At 75.5% G+C, this 18947-nt stretch carries 17 protein-coding genes; 12 read left to right on the forward strand and 5 right to left on the reverse strand.

Annotation, left to right across the window (positions count from 1 at the left end; all coding sequences use genetic code 11):
• The first annotated feature begins 7 nt into the window (after positions 1 to 7).
• Entirely contained in the window at positions 8 to 937 is a 930-nt protein-coding gene (locus AB2L28_RS15910) for a M56 family metallopeptidase (protein WP_370719959.1), read from the forward strand.
• Here the strand turns inward: AB2L28_RS15910 and AB2L28_RS15915 are convergent.
• The 5 genes from AB2L28_RS15915 to AB2L28_RS15935 all read right to left on the reverse strand — a co-directional run bounded on the left by AB2L28_RS15915 (position 916) and on the right by AB2L28_RS15935 (position 8259).
• Entirely contained in the window at positions 916 to 2067 is a 1152-nt protein-coding gene (locus tag AB2L28_RS15915) for a GNAT family N-acetyltransferase (protein WP_370719960.1), read from the reverse strand. The two genes, AB2L28_RS15910 and AB2L28_RS15915, sit on opposite strands and share 22 nt — an antisense overlap.
• Positions 2064 to 4433 carry a putative bifunctional diguanylate cyclase/phosphodiesterase gene (locus AB2L28_RS15920; protein WP_370719961.1) on the reverse strand — a complete coding sequence of 790 codons (2370 nt, stop codon included), beginning with the start codon at positions 4431 to 4433 and terminating at the stop codon, positions 2064 to 2066. The genes AB2L28_RS15915 and AB2L28_RS15920 overlap by 4 nt, the downstream gene beginning before the upstream one ends.
• Before the next feature lie 138 nt (positions 4434 to 4571).
• Entirely contained in the window at positions 4572 to 5414 is an 843-nt protein-coding gene (locus AB2L28_RS15925; protein ID WP_370719962.1) for an EamA family transporter, read from the reverse strand.
• A gap of 200 nt (positions 5415 to 5614) precedes the next feature.
• Complete coding sequence (locus AB2L28_RS15930) at positions 5615 to 6199, reverse strand: hypothetical protein (protein ID WP_370719963.1); 585 nt, start codon at positions 6197 to 6199, stop codon at positions 5615 to 5617.
• Positions 6196 to 8259, reverse strand: coding sequence for a hypothetical protein (locus AB2L28_RS15935; protein WP_370719964.1), 2064 nt, complete (start codon positions 8257 to 8259; stop codon positions 6196 to 6198). The genes AB2L28_RS15930 and AB2L28_RS15935 overlap by 4 nt, the downstream gene beginning before the upstream one ends.
• Before the next feature lie 525 nt (positions 8260 to 8784).
• Here AB2L28_RS15935 and flgB point away from each other — a divergent pair.
• The 11 genes from flgB to AB2L28_RS15990 all read left to right on the forward strand — a co-directional run bounded on the left by flgB (position 8785) and on the right by AB2L28_RS15990 (position 18945).
• Positions 8785 to 9135: a flagellar basal body rod protein FlgB gene (gene flgB / locus AB2L28_RS15940; RefSeq protein WP_370719965.1), complete on the forward strand. Its 351-nt coding sequence runs from the start codon at positions 8785 to 8787 to the stop codon at positions 9133 to 9135.
• Positions 9136 to 9198: 63 nt separating this feature from the next.
• A complete protein-coding gene (gene flgC / locus AB2L28_RS15945; RefSeq protein ID WP_370719966.1) occupies positions 9199 to 9594 on the forward strand; it encodes a flagellar basal body rod protein FlgC in 396 nt (131 codons plus the stop codon).
• 116 nt (positions 9595 to 9710) lie between these two features.
• Positions 9711 to 10058: a flagellar hook-basal body complex protein FliE gene (gene fliE / locus AB2L28_RS15950; protein WP_490054863.1), complete on the forward strand. Its 348-nt coding sequence runs from the start codon at positions 9711 to 9713 to the stop codon at positions 10056 to 10058.
• On the forward strand, positions 10058 to 11674 hold the full coding sequence (gene fliF / locus AB2L28_RS15955; RefSeq protein ID WP_370719968.1) for a flagellar basal-body MS-ring/collar protein FliF: 1617 nt from the start codon (positions 10058 to 10060) through the stop codon (positions 11672 to 11674). The genes fliE and fliF overlap by 1 nt, the downstream gene beginning before the upstream one ends.
• Positions 11675 to 11677: 3 nt before the next feature.
• Positions 11678 to 12703, forward strand: coding sequence for a flagellar motor switch protein FliG (gene fliG, locus AB2L28_RS15960; protein WP_370719969.1), 1026 nt, complete (start codon positions 11678 to 11680; stop codon positions 12701 to 12703).
• Positions 12687 to 13439 (forward strand): FliH/SctL family protein, encoded by a 753-nt coding sequence (locus tag AB2L28_RS15965; protein ID WP_370719970.1) that lies wholly within the window; start codon positions 12687 to 12689, stop codon positions 13437 to 13439. Before fliG ends, AB2L28_RS15965 begins: the two co-directional genes overlap by 17 nt.
• Positions 13436 to 14800: a FliI/YscN family ATPase gene (locus tag AB2L28_RS15970; RefSeq protein ID WP_370719971.1), complete on the forward strand. Its 1365-nt coding sequence runs from the start codon at positions 13436 to 13438 to the stop codon at positions 14798 to 14800. The genes AB2L28_RS15965 and AB2L28_RS15970 overlap by 4 nt, the downstream gene beginning before the upstream one ends.
• A complete protein-coding gene (locus AB2L28_RS15975; RefSeq protein ID WP_370719972.1) occupies positions 14797 to 15249 on the forward strand; it encodes a flagellar FliJ family protein in 453 nt (150 codons plus the stop codon). The genes AB2L28_RS15970 and AB2L28_RS15975 overlap by 4 nt, the downstream gene beginning before the upstream one ends.
• Positions 15246 to 16328 carry an NlpC/P60 family protein gene (locus AB2L28_RS15980; RefSeq protein WP_370719973.1) on the forward strand — a complete coding sequence of 361 codons (1083 nt, stop codon included), beginning with the start codon at positions 15246 to 15248 and terminating at the stop codon, positions 16326 to 16328. The genes AB2L28_RS15975 and AB2L28_RS15980 overlap by 4 nt, the downstream gene beginning before the upstream one ends.
• Positions 16325 to 18283: a flagellar hook-length control protein FliK gene (locus AB2L28_RS15985; protein ID WP_370719974.1), complete on the forward strand. Its 1959-nt coding sequence runs from the start codon at positions 16325 to 16327 to the stop codon at positions 18281 to 18283. Before AB2L28_RS15980 ends, AB2L28_RS15985 begins: the two co-directional genes overlap by 4 nt.
• Before the next feature lie 89 nt (positions 18284 to 18372).
• The gene (locus tag AB2L28_RS15990; RefSeq protein ID WP_370719975.1) at positions 18373 to 18945 is read left to right on the forward strand and encodes a flagellar hook capping FlgD N-terminal domain-containing protein; all 573 of its coding nucleotides are present in this window, start codon (positions 18373 to 18375) and stop codon (positions 18943 to 18945) included.
• Positions 18946 to 18947: the final 2 nt, after the last annotated feature.

Below are 18947 nucleotides of genomic sequence, written 5' to 3' on the forward strand. Positions count from 1 at the left end.
CGGACCCGTGACAGCCGTCTGGTTCGCAGCACTGGGGCTGCTCCTGGCGGGCCCCGTCCCGGCGCTCCTGGCGCGCGCGCGGTGGACCTGGCAGGTCCCGCGCGCCGCCCTCGTCCTGTGGCAGGCCATCGCCCTCGGCGCGGTCCTGGCCACCCTCGGCGCGGGTCTGGCCTCGCTGTCGCTGCTGTTCACCGAGGAGCCCGGGTTCCCCTTCCTGGAACGCCACGGCGTCGTCCAGACGACCCTCATCGGCCTGGGCTCGACCCTCGTCGCCGTCGTCACCGTCCGGTTCTGGGTCGTCGCCACCCTCGTCGGCATCCGGACCCGGCGCCGTCGCAACCGGCACCGCGACCTGGTGGACCTGCTGCACCGCAACGAGTCCGTCTCCGAGGTCGACGCCGCGCTGCTGTCCGGCACCGGCGTGCGGGTCCTGGCCGGACCCGGCCGGGTCGCCTACTGCGTGCCCGGCGTCCGCTCCCGCGTCGTCGTCTCCGACGCCATGCTCGCCTCCTTGACCGCCGAGGAGGTGCGCGCCGTCCTGGCCCACGAACGGGCCCACCTGCGCGCCCGCCACGACCTGGTCCTGGAGGGGTTCACGGCCCTGCACGCCGCCTTCCCCCGCGTGGTGTCCAGCCAGGCCGCGCTGGACTCGGTGCGCCTGCTGGTGGAGATGCTCGCCGACGACGCCGCCCGCCGCCACGCCGGCTCCCAGCCGCTGGCCCGGGCCCTGGTGGCCCTCGCCGGGGCCCCCGACTCCGGGCAGGAGATGCCCGTCGGGTCGGCCGCCCTGGCCCGGGTGCGGCGCCTGGGCGCGCGCCCGCCGCGCCGGGGGCTGTCCGCCCTCACCTACGCGGCCGCCGCGGTCGTCCTGGGCGGGCCCACGCTGGCCATCGCCGTCCCCTGGCTGCAGGCCAGCTACCGCGCGCTGACCCGCTGAGCGCGGTCCACGACGGTGACCGCGGGGCCCAGGAGGGCCGCAGCGGCCGCGGGACGGTGCACCACCACCCGCGGTTCGAAGCGGCTGACGGTCAGCAGCGTCTCCGGTGCCACCCCCGTCATCCAGTCCACGACCTGCACGGCCGGGTCGGCGAACGCGTGCTGCAGGACGGTGTGCTCCAGCAGGCGGCCGGGGGAGTAGCGCGCCCACCGCGTCACGAAGCGGCCCTCGAAGACGCCGTAGCGCCCCCCCTCCGGCACCCCGACCACGTAGGCGGCCAGCTCCCCGTCCAGGTGCAGCGTCGCCAGCTCGCGCCGCCCCGCCTCCCCCAGCGCGGCCAGCCGGTCCAGCCAGGTGCGCCGGCCCGCGGGCGTGTCCAGGGGGCAGGCCAGCGCGTGCGCGGCGTCGCGGTCGCGGTAGGCGGCCTCGATCTCCGGCAGCGCCGCGGCGAAGGCGTCCGGGTCCCGGCTGAGGCGGACCTGCACCCCGACCCCGTCCGTGGCGAGCCGGTTCGCCGTCTTGCGCAGGTTCTTGCGCATCCCGGCGCTGACCAGGTGCGTCCCCTCGGCGGGACGCTCGACCACCGGGACGGGCAGCCCGGCGGCGAGGTCCGCCCCGGCCGCGGCCGCCAGGGCCCGCACGGCCGGGGTGTCCGGCAGGCCGGCCAGCTCCAGGGCGCTCCCGCGCGCGTCGGCACCGGCCGCCAGGGCGGTCCCCAGCGGGCCGGCCAGGGACAGGGCCGTGCGGGCGACGTCGCCGGACGCGCGCAGGCCCGGCGTGGTCAGCATGCCGCTGCGGTACCCCCCGCCCCCGCTGAGCAGACCGCTGCGCGCGCCCGCGTCGTCGACCCGGTCGGCCAGGACGGCCAGCCCCCACGCCGCGCCGTCGCGGACCAGCACGGCCCACACGGCGGCCGGTGCGGCGGCCGCCGCGGCGCGCCGCACCCACGCGGGTGAGGCGGTGACGGGGTCACCCGCCGCGGCCTGCGCGGGAACGGGGGAGTGCGCGCCCAGGAGGGACTCGAGCAGGGTCAGGACCGCGTCGCGGCCCTCGACGAGCTCACCCCGGGCCGGGGGCTCAGCCGGGACCAGGGGGAGGTGGGCGGGGCGGAACTGCTGGGGGATGCTCACGAGAACTCTCCGGCCGGGGCCTGGGCGGGAACGGTGACGGGGGTGCGGTCGGGGACGAGGGCGTCGGGGACGAGGGCGTCGGGGACGTCGGGGACCTCGGGGAGAGCGGCGTCGTGCCGGGCCAGCCACTCCTGCAGGTCCGCCGCGGGCAGCGCCTTGGCGTACAGCCAGCCCTGGACGACGTCGCACCCGGCGGCGGCGAGCTCGCGGCGGGTCTCCTCGTCCTCCACGCCCTCGGCGACCAGCCGCAGGCCCAGGGAGTGGGCCAGCCCGATCGTGGAGCGGACGATGGCCAGCGCCCGCGGGTCACCGGTGAGGTCGGTCAGGAACGACTTGTCGAGCTTGAGGTCGTCGATGGGCAGTTCCCGCAGGTACGCCAGGGAGGAGTACCCCGTGCCGTAGTCGTCGACGGCGACACGGATCCCCCTGCGCCGCAAGCCGTCCAAGATCCCCTGCACGCGCACGCGGTCGGCCATGAGGAAGTCCTCGGTGATCTCGATCTCCAGCAGCCGCGCCGGCAGCCCGCGCTCGGCGAGCATCGCGCACACGCGGTCCGGCAGCGTCGCGTCCCCCAGGGAGGAGGCCGACAGGTTCACCGCGACGGCCAGCGGACGCCCCGCCGCCGCCCACGCGACGGCCTGGTCCAGCGCCTGCTCCAGCACCGCCTGCGTCATGGCCTCCATGAGCCCGGCCGTCTCGACGACGGACAGGAACGCGTCGGGGAACAACAGCCCCCGGCGCGGGTGCCGCCAGCGCACGAGCGCCTCGACACCGTCCACCGCCCCCGAGGCCACGTCGACCTTCGGCTGGTAGTGCAGGACCATCCGGCGGGCGGCGATGTCGGCGCGCAACAGCTCGGCGGTCTCCAGCCGCTCCCCGGAGGCGAACTCGTCGACGTCGGCGACGTAGGCGAAGGTGCCCAGGTGCCGGGTCTTGGCGTGGTACATCGCCACGTCCGCCTGCCGCAGCAGCGTCGACAGCTCCGCGGCGCTCGCGGGCAGCACCGAGACGCCGATGCTGGCGCGCGCCCGCACCTGCACGCCCTCCAGGCCGTAGGCCCCGTGCAGCGCCTCGTGCACGTCGTCGGCCAGCGCCAGGGCCTGCGCCCGCGAGGCGCCGGCGCGCAGGACGGCGAACTCGTCCCCGCCCAGGCGCACCACGACCGTGCGGGGGGTGGCGCAGACCCCCTGCACGCGCCGGGCGACGTCGGCCAGCAGCGAGTCCCCGGCCTGGTGCCCCAGGCTGTCGTTGACCTCCTTGAACCCGTCGAGGTCCAGCAGGAGCAGCGCGACGGTCTCCTCCGGTGCGCAGCCGGCGAGCAGGTCGGGGGTGCGCCGGTACAGGGCGCGCCGGTTGGCCAGGCCCGTCAGCTCGTCGGTCAGGGCGAGCTCGCGGTGCTCGGCGAGCCGGGTCACGTCGCGCAGCGTGATGACCAGCCGGGCCAGCGCGGTGACCACGGTGGCCGCGGCCACGGCGACGGCGGCGGGGTGCAGCGGGACGCGGTGGTCCACGACGAGGACGGCGAGGGCGACGGTGGTGGCCAGCACCGGGATGGACAGCAGCGCCCACGCCGGCAGCCGGGGCCCGGTGGGCGCGGGCGTCCAGCCGGGGGTGAAGCCCATGAGCACGACGCCGAGGACCCAGACCCCGTCGGTGGGGCCGCCGGGGACGTAGGTGCCCTGCGCGGTGGCGAACAGGTAGACGACGTCGGCGACGACGAAGACGACCAGCCCGGCGGCCAGCAGCCACAGGCCCCGCGGCGGGCGCCAGCCGAACAGGGACAGGACCGCCGCCAGGACCGCGAGCAGGACCAGGTCCAGGGCGGGGTAGGCCGACGTGGTGGCCACGGCGGCCCAGCTGCCCTCGGCCGAGACGATGGGACCGATGACGGCGGCGGCGGCCACGGACCCGACGGCCAGGGCGCCGACCACGCCGTCCAGCCACAGGCTGCGGACGTGGCGGCTGTCGCGGTACCTGGCCAGCAGGATGAGGGCGACGAAGACCAGCGGGTAGAACAGCAGGAAGCCCGCGTCGGCACCGGAGGGGTACGGCGGGTCGGTCAGGGGCCGCACGAGGATCGTCCAGAACACGTTGCCCGAGCCGTAGGCCGCCAGGGCCGCGCTCAGCAGGTAGCCGCCGCGGCGGGGGCCCTGGGTCGACAGCGTGCGCACCAGGCACAGCGCGGCCGCTGACTCGTAGGCCAGGTTGTTCAGGACGCCGTCCAGCAGCAGCGAGTAGCCCGGCGCGGGGCGCACCCCGGGGACCGTGGAGACGACGAAGGCGGCCGGCACGAGCAGCAGCAGCACGTGCAGCGCCCGCTGCCAGCGCAGCGGCAGCACCGGGTGGTGCCCGTCGGTAGAGCTCACGACATCCTCCTGGGGTCACAGGAGTTCTCGGTTGCCCCCGTGCACGACTCGACCCGCCGAACGGGTGTCGGTGCCCGATCCGGCACCCGGCCCCGGGCTCGATCCCGGGCCCGATCCCGGTCTCGGCCGGTCGCCCGCTCAGCCCAGGGCGCAGAGCACGGCGCCGAGCAGCACGAGGACGACCGCGCCCTTCTGGACCCCGCTGAGCCGTTCGCCGTGGACCTGCCGGGCCAGCAGGATCGTCACCGCCGGGTACAGGGAGGCCAGCACCGCCACGACGCTGACCAGCCCGGAGGTCGAGGCCAGCGCGAACGCCGCGGTCGCGCCCAGGTCCAGGACGCCCAGGGCCAGCAGCACCGGCAGGTCGCGGCCGGCGACCGCGGGCGCGCTGCGCGCGGTCGCGGCCGCGGCCACGACGACCACGACGAGGGAGGACAGCCGCATCCCCAGCAGCGCACCGGCCACGGAGGTCTCGCTGGCCCGGGCCAGCGCGTACACCTCCACGCCGAACAGCAGCGCGGCCAGCGCCGCGAGCCCCACAGCCGCCACCGGGGTGCGCCCGCTGCCGGACAGCTCCGGGCCCGCGGCGCCCACGACGCCGACGAGGGCCAGCGCGGCCCCGGCCAGGGCCACGGCCCCGGGGCGCTCACCGGTCAGGACGGCCGCCGCGACCGGCACGAGCATCCCGCAGGAGGCGACGGGGGCGACGACGCCCATCGTGCCGCGGGCCAGGGCCGTGTAGAGGGCACCCATCGCCCCCGCCCACGTGAGGCCGGCCAGCACCGACCAGCCCAGCCACGCCCCGGCACCCACGTGCGCGAGCCGGCCGGTGGCCAGCAGGAAGGCCAGCAGCACGAGCGCGGACAGGACCTGGGACACGGCCAGGACCTGCACGGCGCGCAGCCGGCGGCTGACGCTGCCGCCCAGGAAGTCCGAGCTGCCCCACAGGACGCTGGCCAGCAGGGCCAGACCGGCGCTCACGGCTGCGGGCGGGAGGGACGGGGGACCGGGTGAGGGGCCGGGCGGGGGGACGGGCAGGGGGCGCGCACGGGGTCTCCTCGACCACCGCGCACGCCCCCTTGAGCGTCCGCGCCCCGCTGTGGCGGGACTCACCCCCCGCGTCACTCACCTCCCGCGTCGCTCACCTCCGCGTCGGTGACGGGTCGGCGCCGGTGCGGGTCTCACGACTGGATCAGGTACAGCTCCAGCTGGACGACCCCGGCGCGGGGGGACTGGGCGTTGACGGCCCGCCAGAAGTCGCGCTTGGCGGACCCGGCGAACACCTCGGGCGCGGCGGCGTCGAGCTGGGCGTTGACCCGCCGGGCCAGCGCCGTGCCGGCGGCGGGGTCACCGGCCGTCCCGAAGGTCAGGACGAAGGCGGCGCGCCGGCCCTGGGCGGCCAGGTCCCCCACGGCGGCCGCGACCGAGGCGCGGACCTCGTCGTCGTTCGAGCCGTCGACGAGCACCTCCAGGACGACCGGGGCCTGCGCCACCCCGGCCGGCATCGACGGCACGGGCTCGGGGGCCGGGGCGGTCACCGTCACCGTCGGGGCGGGCGTGGCCGTGGGGGCCGCGGTGGCGACCGCGGCGGCGGCCGCGGGGGCCTCGACACCGGCGTGCACGGCCCCGCCGGCAGCCAGGCCGATGATCGTCAGCGCCAGGAGGGCGTCGGCGAAGACCCAGCCGGCCAGGCCGACGGTGCCGTTCTCACCGCGCTGCGAGCGCAGCGCGGGACGCAGCGGGACCCGCGGGCCCGGGCGCCTCACTGACCCACCCGCGCGTAGCGCCGGGCGGCGAGGTCCTGCAGCGTGCGCGGGGCGACGGCGACGAACTGCTCCTCGACCTCCGGTTCGGGGCGCGCCGCGCGGCGCACGACCGGTTCGGGCTGGGGCGCACGGGGTTCGGGCCGGGGTTCGGGCCGGGGTTCGGGCCGCAGCTCCGGTCGCAGCTCGGGCCGTGGCTCCGGCCGGCGGGCCGGCACGACCGGCCGCTGCTGGTGCTGCTGCTGCTGGTGGTGCTGCTGGCGGGCCGAGGCGAGGGCGATCCGCTCGGGCAGGGCCTCGACCTGGTGGGTCAGCTGGTCCATCACCGAGTCCACGACCGAGCCCAGGTCGGAGTTCAGCGACTGGCTCAGGGTCTGGGTGAGGTCCTGGGTCAGGGTGCGGCTGGCGTCGCGGTAGGCGCGGTTGACCTGCCGGACGTGGTCCTCCCCGGCCATGGCCAGGGTCTGCGTCACGGCCGCCGAGACGTCCTCGCGCAGGGTCGAGCCGATGCTGCGCAGCGCGCGGCCGGTGGCGTCGGCGTGCTCGTGCTGGACCTTCTCCAGCCAGCGCGGCACCGAGCGCATGTCGTGCGCGGCCTCCACGAGGCGGTTCTCGATGCCCCGCCAGGAGTCCAGGACCTCGTTCTGCGTGGTCAGCAGGTCGGCCAGGCGCTCCTCGTGGCGGGTGCGGCGGTCGGCGGCCTCGGCGGCGGTGGCCAGGACCCGCGTCGCGGTGCCCAGGGCGGCCTCGGCGGCCTCCGAGGTGCGCTCGACGTCGCGGCGCAGCGTCTCCATCGTGGTGGCGGCGTGCTCGGCGGAGGCGGCGACGTGCTCGCTGAACGCCTCCCCGGTCATGCGGGTGACCTGCTGGACGCTCTCGACGACCGTGGCGTGCATCGTCTCGACCGACTCCCGGGCCGTGCCCGACAGCGCCGCGACGTGACCGGTGACGGCCTCGCCGAAGTTGGCGCTGTGCCTGCTCATCGCCTGCGCCGACGTCGACAGCTCGGTGATGGACTCCCGGGTCTGGGTGCTGAGGGCCGCCACGGCGGCCGAGACGCCCTCGACGGCCGACAGCACCCGGTCCCGGCCCTGCAGCCCCTCCCGCAGCGCCTCGGCCGTGCCGGCGCGGACCTGCTCGAGGTGCTCGGCCAGGGTGCGGGTCGACTCGGCCAGGGTGGCGGTGTGCTGGTCGCGGTCGGCGGCGATGAGCTCACCGTGGGTGGCCACGGCCCGCGTGACCGTCGAGCCCAGCTCGGTGGCGGCCCGGGCGACGTCGGCGCCACCGGCGTTGGCGGCCTCGGCCGCGGTGATCGCGTGCTGGGCCGAGGAGCGCACGGTCGCGACGAGCTCGCTGGTGTCGGCGTGCAGGCGGATGGTCTCGGCCACCAGCCGGCCCAGCTCGGTCAGGCCGCGCTCGAAGTGCGCACCGAGCTGCTCGGCGGCGTTGCTGCGGTGCGGGGCCAGCACCAGGGTGGCGCGTGCGGCGAAACCGCGCAGGAGCCGGCGGTGGGACTCGTCGGCGCGCGCGGCGCTCAGCTCGTCGGCGCGTTGGCGGCGGTCGGTGGCCACGGCCACCGCGATCGCGGCGGCGATGAGGACGACGGCGAACTCCGCCACGCGGTCCAGGGAGAAGAAGGTGCGCCCGCCGAACCCGTCGAGCCACAGCTGCAGGAACGACTCCCCGTCGCCGGCCTGGCCGGCCGCGGACATCTGCCCGTAGGCGCGCCCCGCGAACAGCAGACCGACCCACGTCACCATGACAGGGGCGAAGACGAGGATCGTGCGCAGCGACCCCGAGCGCAGCACGCTGCGGCGCAGCTCCAGGGGCGCGACCGCGGCGTCGACGTCCAGGACGTCGAACAGGTCCGCGTCGGCCCAGCGGCCCAGCCGGCCGTCACCGCCGTCGGCCTCGGTGCGCACGGCGCGCGCGAGCTGCTCCAGCACCTGCGCGCGGTGCTCGGAGGGCTCGGCGGCGGTGAGCTGCTCGGCCTCCTCGGCCAGGAGGGCCAGTTCCGCCGGACCCGCGGCGGGCGCGTCGGTGGGACGTTCTGCGCTGTCCATGGCGTGGGGGTTCCTGTCCTCGAAGGTGGTGCCGGGGTGGTGAGGGGGTGGGGTCGGGGGATCGGCTGGCCTCTTCCTCGGCGCGGGCCGCGGGGAACTTGAGCGGCTGGATCGCCTGGACGTGCGTCACCCGTCCGGCTCAGCCCGCGCACCCACCGTGGTCACCGGGCGGGGGAGGTGGCGTCCCGGGGCCGGGCCGGGCGCGGACGTGCCGCGCCGGTGGGGTGCAGGTGCGCAGGCGTCGCGATGCTCCCTGCAGGTCCGTGGGCGTCACCGACGGTGCTGCCCGCAGCGGTGGTACCGCCGTCCGGGTGGTCTTCGCCGGACCGCTCGGCGCAGCCGGGTGGACCCGCCGCGCAGGTGTGGAGGACGGCACCGATCGGTGCCCCGTCCGGGCTCAAGACGCACGGCCGCAGGGCCGAAGGAGTGTCTGAGCCTCCAGAACCCCGAACCCAGCGCTCAGCTCGATCCCCAGCTCGATCCCCAGCTCGATCCCCAGTCCGCGAAACCCGGAGGGTGGCCCCCGTGTCCGATCTGACCAGCGTCGCACTGCACACCGCGTTGAACGGTCTGCAGGCGCGGCAGCGGGCCATCGCCGACAACATCTCCAACATCAACACCAAGGGCTACCTGGCCAACAAGGTGCGGTTCGAGGACGCGCTGGCCGGCGCGGTCGCCGCCGGGGACCCCGCCGCGGCCCTGAGCGCGGACATCACGACGCGCAAGTCGCTGGAGCCGACCCGCGAGGACGGCAACAACGTGAACCTCGACGAGGAGTCGATCTCGAACATCTCGACGAACCTCAGCTACCAGACGGTCCTGAGCGCGCTGAACTCGAAGTACTCGTTGCTGCGCACCGCGATGAGCAGCCAATGACGACGGATCACCTGGTCCCGTCCACCGGTCCCCGTCCCCTGACCTGACATCCGGAGCGAACCCATGAGCATCTTCGACGCGATCGGCATCGCCGGTACCGGCGTCACCGTGAACCGCAAGTGGATGGATGCCGTCAGCGACAACCTGGCGAACATCAACACGGCCGTCCGGACGGCGGACCCGGCCTACGAGGCCAAGTACGTCGTGGCCGCCGAGGCCGCCGACGGCAAGGGCACCCAGGTCGCCGGCATCGTCACCGGCGGCCCCGAGGGCCGGCTGGTCTACGACCCCGCGCACCCGCTGGCCGACGCCCAGGGGTACGTGAAGTACCCCGACATCGACATGAGCACGCAGATGACCAGCCTGATCATGGCCCAGCGCGCCTACCAGGCGAACCTGTCGGTCATCGACCGGTCCAAGGAGGCCTACCAGGCCGCCCTGCAGCTCGGGAAGGCGTGAGCGGCGTGAGCATCGAATCGATCGGTTCCCTCGGCCGCGTCGGGGACGTCGCCGGAACGCTCGGCACGCTGGCCACCGGGTACGGGCAGGGCATCGCCGACACCGACAACCTGCAGATGACCAGCGGGGTCGGCGGGGGCAGCGGCACCACCTACGCCGGGATCGTGAACCCCGCGGCGGTGGCCGGGATCGCCGGCACCGGGCCCTCCACCTCGGTGGACGGAACCTCCGGGACCGAGTTCGCCTCCCTGCTGGCCCAGGGCCTGGGCGGGGGGGTGGACAAGCTGCAGGGTCTGCAGTCCACCTCCGACGACCTGGCGGTCAAGGCCGCCACCGGTGACCTGACCAACGTCCACGACTACATGATCGCCAGCAACGAGGCCCAGCTGGCCACCCAGCTCACCGTCGCCATCCGCAACAAGGCCGTCGAAGCCTTCAACGAGATCATGAGGATGCAGGTCTGATGGCCAAGGCCAAGGGAAGCGCGGCGATCGTCGAGAACGCCAAGAACTTCGTCTCCGGTTTCCGGACGTTTTCGACCGGCCAGAAGGCCGTCGTCATCGCCGTCGTCGCGGCGCTGCTGGGCGGGGCGGTCCTGTTCTCGCAGTGGGCGTCCACGCCGTCGTACGCGCCGCTGTTCTCCAACCTCTCCGGGACCGACGCGAGTGCGATCTCCGAGAAGCTGAAGGCCGACGGGACGCCCTACGAGCTCTCCGACGGCGGCGCCACCATCTCGGTGCCCGCCGACAAGGTCGACGCCGAGCGCCTGGCGATGGCCGGTGCGGGGCTGCCGGCCGAGACCGGCAGCGGCTCGGGCACGCTCATGAGCACCGTGGGTGTCACCGCCTCGGAGTTCGTGCAGCAGCAGGCCTACCAGCAGGACCTGAAGAAGGAGCTGGCCACCACGATCGAGGCCCTGGCCGGTGTCGAGTCGGCGGTGGTGAACCTCGCCATCCCCGAGAAGGACGTCTTCCTCGACGAGCAGGACCCGGTCACCGCCTCGGTGCTGGTCAAGCTCAAGCCGGGCGCGAAGCTGTCCAACGACAACGTCACCGCGATCGTCAACCTCGTCGCCGGCGGCGTGCCGGGCATGGACCCCAAGAACGTCTCCGTCGTCGACGACAAGGGCAACACCCTGTCCACCGACGGGTCCGGTTCCAGCGCGCAGAACGAGAAGACGAGCGACTACAACGCCGCCGCCTCCTCGGAGCTGCAGGACTACCTGGAGAGCATCTACGGCAAGGGCAACGTCAAGGCCACGGTCAAGGCGACGCTGGACTTCGACGACCGCACCGAGACCTCGCGGACGTACACCCAGACCGAGGGCATCAACCCCTCGGCGCAGGCCACGACGACCGAGAAGTACAACGGGACCGGCGGCGGGGCCGCGGCCGGCGTGCTCGGCCCGGACAACATCGCGGTGCCGGCCAACGGCGCCGCGGGTCAGGGCGGGTACGACAAGGACACCGTCCAGAACAACATCCCGACCAACCAGACCGACGTCGTCACCAAGCAGGCCCCCGGCAAGATCACCCGGCAGGCCGTCTCGGTCGTGCTGAACGCCGGCGCCAAGGGGGCCGCGTCCGCCGCCGACGTCAACCAGGTCACCCAGATCGTCAACCAGGCCGCCGGGATCGACCCCACCCGCAACGACACCGTCTCGGTCATCAAGACCGCCTTCGACGACACCGCCGCAGCCGACGCGGCCGCCCAGCTCGCCGAGGCCGACAAGGCCCAGCAGCAGGACACCCTCATCGGCTACGCCAAGACCGCCGCCCTGGCCCTGCTCGTGCTGATCATGCTCATCGTGATCCTCGTGGCCTTCCGCCGCCGCAAGGTGGAGACCGTCGACGTCCTGGACGTCGACCCCCTCCAGCTCGGTGACATCACCGCGCCGGCCGAGGGGCTCAAGGAGATCGCCCCGGCGGTCGAGAAGCACGTGGCGATCGAAGCAGCACCGGTCGACCCGGCCCTGGAGGCCGCGGCCGCCCGGCGCACCGAGGTCGTCGAACTCGTCTCCCGCCAGCCCGAGGAAGTCGCGGAACTGCTCCGCGGCTGGCTCGCCGATCGGAGGTCCTGAGCCGTGCCGTCCACCGAGCTCGAGGTCGCGCCCCTGACAGGGGCGCAGAAGGCCGCCGTCCTGCTGCTGCAGGTCGGTCAGGAGAACGCCGCGAAGGTGCTGGGGCACCTGCGGCCTGCGGAGATCGAGGAGCTGACCGCGGAGATCCTGCGGCTGCGCGCGGTCAGCCCCGAGGTGGCCGGCGTCGTCCTGGAGGAGTTCCACGGGATGATCGCCTCGCCGCTGCGCGGCGGGCTCGGTGGCCTGGACTACGCCCAGTCCCTCCTGGAGGGCGCCCTGGGCGCCGACGGCGCCGCGGAGGTCCTGGGCCGGGTGGCCGAGGCCGCGATCGTGCAGCCCTTCCAGTTCCTGCACCAGGCCGACCCGCAGCAGATCCTCACGTTCCTCACCGGTGAGCACCCCCAGACCATCGCCCTGGTCGTGGCGCACCTGCGCCCGGACCAGGCCTCGATGATCCTCGGCGGGCTCAGCGCCGACGTGCAGGCCGACATCGCGCTGCGCATCGCCACGATGGAGGCCACCAGCTCCGAGTACGTCCGCCTCGTCGAGGACGTCGTCCAGCGCCGCACCTCCACGGTGCTGCAGGCCAAGACGAACACCGCCGTCGGTGGCGTCCAGCCCCTGGTCGACATCATCAACCGCGCCGACCGCGGCACCGAACGCTCCATCCTGGAGGGCCTGGCGGCCAAGAACGCCGCGCTGGCCGAGGAGATCCGCGGGCTCATGTTCGTCTTCGAGGACATCACCACCCTCGACGACCGCGCGATCCAGCTCGTCCTGCGCGGGGTCGAGACGGCCGACCTGGCCACGGCCCTCAAGGGCGTCACCGAGACGGTCCGGGACAAGATCCTCAAGAACGTCTCCGAACGTGCCCGCGAGAACCTGCTCGACGAGATCGAGCTCATGGGCCCGGTCCGCACGTCCGCGGTCGAGGAGTCCCAGCAGAAGGTCGTCGCGATCATCCGCCAGCTGGAGGAGTCCGGCCAGATCGTGCTGACCCGCGGTGGTGACGATGACTTCGTCTCGTGACCGGTTCCAGCCCGCCGACACCCGACCCGGCACCACCCGCGAACCGCGCGTGTTCCTCGCCGTCCCGGCGGCGGCGAGCACGTCGCCGCGGGGGTTCGTCGGCCTCGACCTGACCCGGCGCGAGGACACCGCCGACCTGGTGCAGCTGCGCGAGCGGGCCCGCACCGAGGGCTACGCCGCCGGCTGGGCCGCCGGCATGCGCCAGGCCGCGGTCAGGGCCGAGGCCGAGGCCGAGGCCCAGCGCGAGGCCGCGCTCGTCGCGGCCCGCACCGACCGCGACGAGCGCCGCGCCGCCCGCGCACGGGCCGAGGAGGCGCTGCTGGCCGCCGGCGACGCGCTGCGCGCCGAACGCGAACCGGCCATCGGCGCGCTGGCCGACACCGTCCTGGAACTGGCCCTGGAGCTGGCCGGCGCCGTCCTGGACCGCGAGGTGCAGCTCATGGACTCCCCCGTGGGGGAGGCCGTGCGCCGGGCCCTGGCGCCCCTGGACGCCGAGAAACCCGTCACCGTGCGCGTGAACCCGGCCGACTTGAGCGCCCTGACGGGTGACGCCCTCAAGGGTCGGCACGCGTCGTCCGATGCAGAACTCGTGAGCTTCCTCCCCGACCCGGCCGTGCAACCGGGTGACGCCGTCGCCCGCCAGGGGGACACCGAGGTGGACGCCGGCCTGCGCGCCAGCGTCTCCCGGGCCCTGGCTGCCCTCGTCGGAGAGGGCGAGACCGGAGCGCTCGCGTGAGCGCGCTGGTCTCGACCCGCCTCGCAGCGCAGGTGCGGGAGGTCCTGGCCCCCCAGGTCGCCCGCGCCACCGTCGCGGCCCGCCCGCGCCTGAGCGGGCGGGTCAGCGCCATCGTCGGGTTGTCCGTCGAGGTCACCGGCCTGCCGGCCGCGGTGGGGGAGACCGTCCTGCTGGGCGAGCCCGGCTCGCCCGCCTCCCTGCCCGCCGAGGTCGTCGCCGCTGAGGGGTCCCGGCTGCGCTGCCTGCCGCTGGGCCACCTCACCGGCCTGGCCGCCGGCGCCCCCGCCGTGGCCACCGGCCGCCCCTCCGACGTCCCCGTCGGACCGGCCCTGCTCGGGCGCGTCGTGGACGCGATGGGCAACCCCCTCGACGGCGGCGCCCCCCTCGCGGCGGCCCCCCGCGCCCCCCTGCACGCCACCCCGCCGCCGGCGTTGTCCCGCGGCCGGGTCGAGGCCCCCCTCGGCCTGGGCGTGCGCGCCCTGGACACCCTCGTCCCGGCCGGGCGCGGCCAGCGCTTCGGCATCTTCGCCGGCTCCGGCGTCGGGAAGTCCTCGCTGCTGTCGATGATCGCCCGCGGCACCGCCGCCGACGTGTCCGTGCTCGCCCTCATCGGCGAACGTGGCCGCGAGGTCCGCGAGTTCCTCGAGGACGACCTGGGCCCGGAGGGCCTGGCCCGTTCCGTCGTCGTCGTCGCCACCTCCGACGAGGCCCCCGTGCTGCGCCTGCGCGCCGCCCTGACCGCCACCGCCATCGCCGAGTCCTTCCGCGACCTGGGCGCCGACGCGGTCCTCATGATGGACTCCCTGACCCGCGTGTCCATGGCCCAGCGCGAGATCGGCCTGTCCGTCGGTGAACCCCCCGCCACCCGCGGCTACCCGCCGAGCGTCTTCGCCCTCATGCCCCGCCTGCTCGAACGCGCCGGACCCGGGGTGACCGGCTCCATCACCGGCATCTACACGGTGCTGGTCGACGGCGACGACCACAACGAGCCCATCGCCGACGCCGCCCGCTCCATCCTCGACGGCCACGTCGTCCTGGACCGGCGCCTGGCCACGGCCGGGCACTTCCCGACCATCGACGTCCTCGACTCCGTCTCCCGCGTCGCCGGCCGCGTCACCGGCCCGGACCAGAAGGCCGCCGCCACCGCCCTGCGCCGCGTCCTGGCCGCCCACCGCGACGCCAAGGAGCTCATCGACGTCGGCGCCTACCAGCCCGGCGCCAACCCCGAGGTCGACGCGGCCGTGGCCCACCTGCCGGCCATCAACGCCTTCCTGCGCCAGGACATCCACGACATCACCCCGCCCGCCCAGGCGTGGGCCCAGCTGCAGCAGCTGGTCACGAGCTTCGGAGGTCACCGGTGAGCGCCACCAAGGCCATCATGGCGCTGCTGAAGCTGCGCAAGGTCCAGGCCGACCAGATCAAGGTCGACGTCGCCGCCGCGAACGCGGTCCTGCGCAACGAGCAGAAGCGCGCCGCCCGCGTGCGCCGCGAACTCGGCGAGGCCCACCTGAGCGACGAGACGATGGCCGCCTGGACCGCGGCCGTCGCCCGCCGCTCCGCCCTCGTCGCCGACCTCGACAGCGCCCGCGCCCTCGTCGCGCGCGCCGAGGTCGACCTGGGGGAGAAGCAGGCCGCCTGGGCCCGCGCCCGCCGCGCCGAACGCTCCCTCGAACGCGTCGTCGAACGCCACGAACGCGCCCAGGAGGAGGCCGCCCTGCGCGCCGACCAGAAGGCCCTCGACGACCGCACCGTCGCCGAGTTCGCCGCCCGCGCCCGCCGCCGGGCCCAGCTCGAAGGAGGCGACGCGTGAGCGGCATCGCCGAGGTCCAGGCCCGCATCGCCGACATCGAGGCCCGCATCGCCCAGTTCGCCGGCACCACCGCCCGGCCGCTGACCACGACCGCGGCGAGGGTCGCCGCCACCCCCTCGCAGGCGTCGGGGGGGTTCGCCGACGTCCTGGCCGGCACCGGTCCGGCGGCCTCGGGCGTCCTCAGCCGCGGGGTGCGGGCCCTCAGCGAGTCCGTCCTGGGCGAGACCGGCACCGGCCGGCGGCTCCTGGCCGTCGCCGAGCAGTTCAAGGGCGTGCCCTACCGGTGGGGCGGCACCACCCCCGACGGCTTCGACTGCTCCGGGCTCATCCAGTACGCCGGCAAGCAGCTCGGGCTGTCCCTGCCCCGCACCGCGGCCCAGCAGGCCACCGTCGGCACCGCCGTGCCCTCCCTGGACAAGGCCCGCCCCGGCGACCTCGTCGTCCTGGAGAACGGCCACCACATCGGCATCTACGTCGGCGACGGGCAGATGCTGCACGCGCCGAAGACGGGCGACGTCGTGAAGATCTCCAAGGTCTGGGAGACCCCGATGACCATCCGCCGCCTCGGCGCGGGCGCCGCGGCCACCGCGGCCGGCGTCGGCGTCGCCGCCACCCTGCTGTCCGGCCTGGGTGGCGCCCCGGCCACCGACGCCTCCTCCTACGTGCGCCCCGCGTCCCTCTCGGCCGGGGTCAGCGCGAAGTCCGCCCCCTACGAGAGCGCCTTCACCGCCGCCGAGACCACGTACGGCCTGCCCGCGGGTCTGCTGCGCGCCGTCGCCAAGCAGGAGTCCGGCTTCGACCCCACCGCCCGCAGCCGCGCCGGCGCCACCGGGCTCATGCAGTTCATGCCCGCCACGGCCCGCGGCCTCGGCATCGACCCCACCGACCCGTTCGCCTCCATCGACGCCGCCGGCCGCTACCTGGCCGGGCACCTGAAGACCTTCGGGTCGGTCTCCCTGGCCCTGGCCGCCTACAACGCCGGCGCCGGGAACGTGAAGAAGTACGGCGGCATCCCGCCCTTCGCCGAGACCCAGAACTACGTCAAGAAGATCACCGCCGACCTCGGGAGCCCCGCGTGAGCGCCAACCTGTCCGTCACGACGCTGCCGTTCACCGCGACCCCCCGCGAGGGCTCGCGGCCGGCCGCCGGCTCCGACGGGTCCGGTTTCGCCGACTCCCTCGGGCAGGCCGTGCAGGACCTGCGCACCCCCGCCCGCGACACGGGCCGGGACGGGCGAGCGGTCCGCGAGGACCGTCCCGAGGCCGCCGCGGCGACCGAGCGCGCCGCCGCCAAGAACGTGGACCGGCGCGAGGACCGTCCCGCCGAGCGCCCCGACCGTCCCCAGGGGCGACAGACCAAGAGCGCCGAGCGCACCGAGAAGGCCCAGGAACCGGCCCGCCCCGGCACGACCCGCGCCTCCCGGGAGGAGACCGCGGTCGAGGACCACGCCGATGCCGAGGGCGAGACCGCCGTGGACGCCGCCGCGGTGCCGACCGTCCCCGTCGACCCCGCCCTGCTCGGCCTGCCCGCCGCCCTGCGCGCCGTGCTCACCCCCAAGACCGCCCCGGGCCTGTCCGACCAGAGCGGTCAGACCCCCGGGACGCCCGGGACGGGTGCGGCCGGTGCGACGGGGGTGCCGACGACGCAGCCGCTCGTGGACGCCGCCCCCACCGCGACCGGGGGGACCACCGTCCCCGCCGCGGTCACCACCGCTGCCCCCCTCGCCGCTCCCACCACCACCGCCACCGGGACCGCTGGGACGACCGAGGCGGCCGGGGCAGCCGTGACCGGCACCAGCACCGGCACCAGCACCGCGACGGCCCCCACCGGTCGGCCCACCCCGACCCCCGCGGCCGAAGGTGCCGATGCCGTCGCCACGGCGCTCGCGGGGGCCACCGTCACCTCCACCTCCGTGCCGGCTCCCGGCGCGGGTGCCGCCGCACCGGTGCAGACGGTGACCACGGGCCTGCCGCAGCACGTCCGTCCCGCCGACGCCGAGCAGGTGCAGACCGCCGCGGGGACCGCTCCCACGAGCCTTCCCGCCGCCGCCACGACCACCCCCGCGGCGCCCGTGGTGGCCCAGGCCGCCGTCGGCACACCCGCAGCTCCCCCCCAGGTCGCGGCCCCGACCGCCGAGGGCGTCCCCACCGCGACCGTCCCGGTCGCACCGGTCGCGGGCCAGGCCGGTCAGGGCCCTGGTGCCGGTGCCGGTGACGGTGCCGGGCAGCAGCAGGGCCAGGGCGGTCAGCAGCCCGGCGCACAGCCGGCTGCGGCGACGGCGGTGCCGACCGCGCCGCGCGCCGCCGCCGGGGAGGTGCCCGTGCAGGCCCCGCCCGTCGTCCTGGCCGGCAGCCCCGCCGTCACCCAGCCCATCGCCGCGCCCGTGACCGGTGCGGCGCCGCCGGTCCCGGGTGCGGTGACCGCCGACACGGACGTGCCCGCCGGGCTGCTGCCGACGGCCGTACCATCGGTCACCGGGACCGGCACGGTCACCGCGCCCGCCGCCGCGGTGGCCTCCACGCCGCCGGCCCCGCTGCCGCTGGCCAACCCGGCCGCGTTCGCCCACGGGGTCGCCGGCCGCCTGGAGGACCTGCCCGCGGCCGACGCCGTGCACCGGATGTCGGTGGAGGTGAACCCGCAGGGCCTGGGCCCGGTGAAGGTGACCGCGGAGGTCAGCGGGGGAGCGCTGCACGTCTCCCTGGCCGGGGCCTCCGAGGCCGCCCGGCACGCGCTCAAGGCCGCCGTGGGCGACCTGCAGCGCGAGCTGTCCGGCGGCGCCTGGACCCAGACGACCGTCGACGTCCGCGCCGACTCCGGCTCCTCCCAGCAGGGCCGGTCCGCCGACGCCCAGTTCGGCGGCCGGGACGGGTCCTCCTCCGGGCAGCAGGGCTCGGGACAGGGCGCGGGGCAGCGCTCGGCCGCCGCCGAGGCCGGTGCGAGCGCCCGGTCGGCCTTCTCGGCCGCCGCCGCGGAACGCCGCACCCTGCGCGAGGCCGCCGCGGTGGCCGCCGGCCGCGTCGACCTGAGCGTCTGAACCGTTCCAGGCGCCGAGCACCCCGAACGGGTGCGCGCAACGCCCCGCCCGGGCTACAGACCTTCACCCGTTCGTCCGAAGGAGTAGGCATGACCATCGACGCGGCCAGCGGGTCCAACCCGTACGCCGGCCTGATCGCGAACTCGGACCTGCTCACGCAGACGAACGCGGCGAAGAACGCGGGCAAGACCGACACCTCCGCGATCGCGCAGCAGAAGACCAAGGACGACAAGGACATGTTCCTCAAGCTCCTGGTCGCCCAGCTGCGCTACCAGGACCCGTCCAAGCCGGCCGACACGACGCAGTTCATGGCCCAGACCGCGCAGTTCTCCGCCCTGGAGGCCATGCAGGACGTCGCCAAGCAGTCGACGTCCATGGTCGCGGCGCAGAACAAGCTGCAGGCCAGCACGCTGGTCGGGCAGACGGTGTCCTACACCGGTGAGGACGGGACGGCCAAGACCGGCGAGGTCCGCTCGGTCTCCTTCGTCCAGGGGTCGGCCGGCGGCACCGGCGGCGAGCCCGTCCTGAACGTCGACGGCGTCAGCGTCGTCCTGTCCAAGATCGCCGGGGTCGGCGTCGCCGGCGCCGGCACCGCTCCGGCCCCCAAGCCCGCGGCCTCGAACTCCACGGAGCCGTCGTCGGGTCCCTCCCCGTCCGCCTGATC

The organism is Kineococcus mangrovi, assembly GCF_041320705.1.
Classification (GTDB): Bacteria; Actinomycetota; Actinomycetes; order Actinomycetales; family Kineococcaceae; genus Kineococcus; species Kineococcus mangrovi.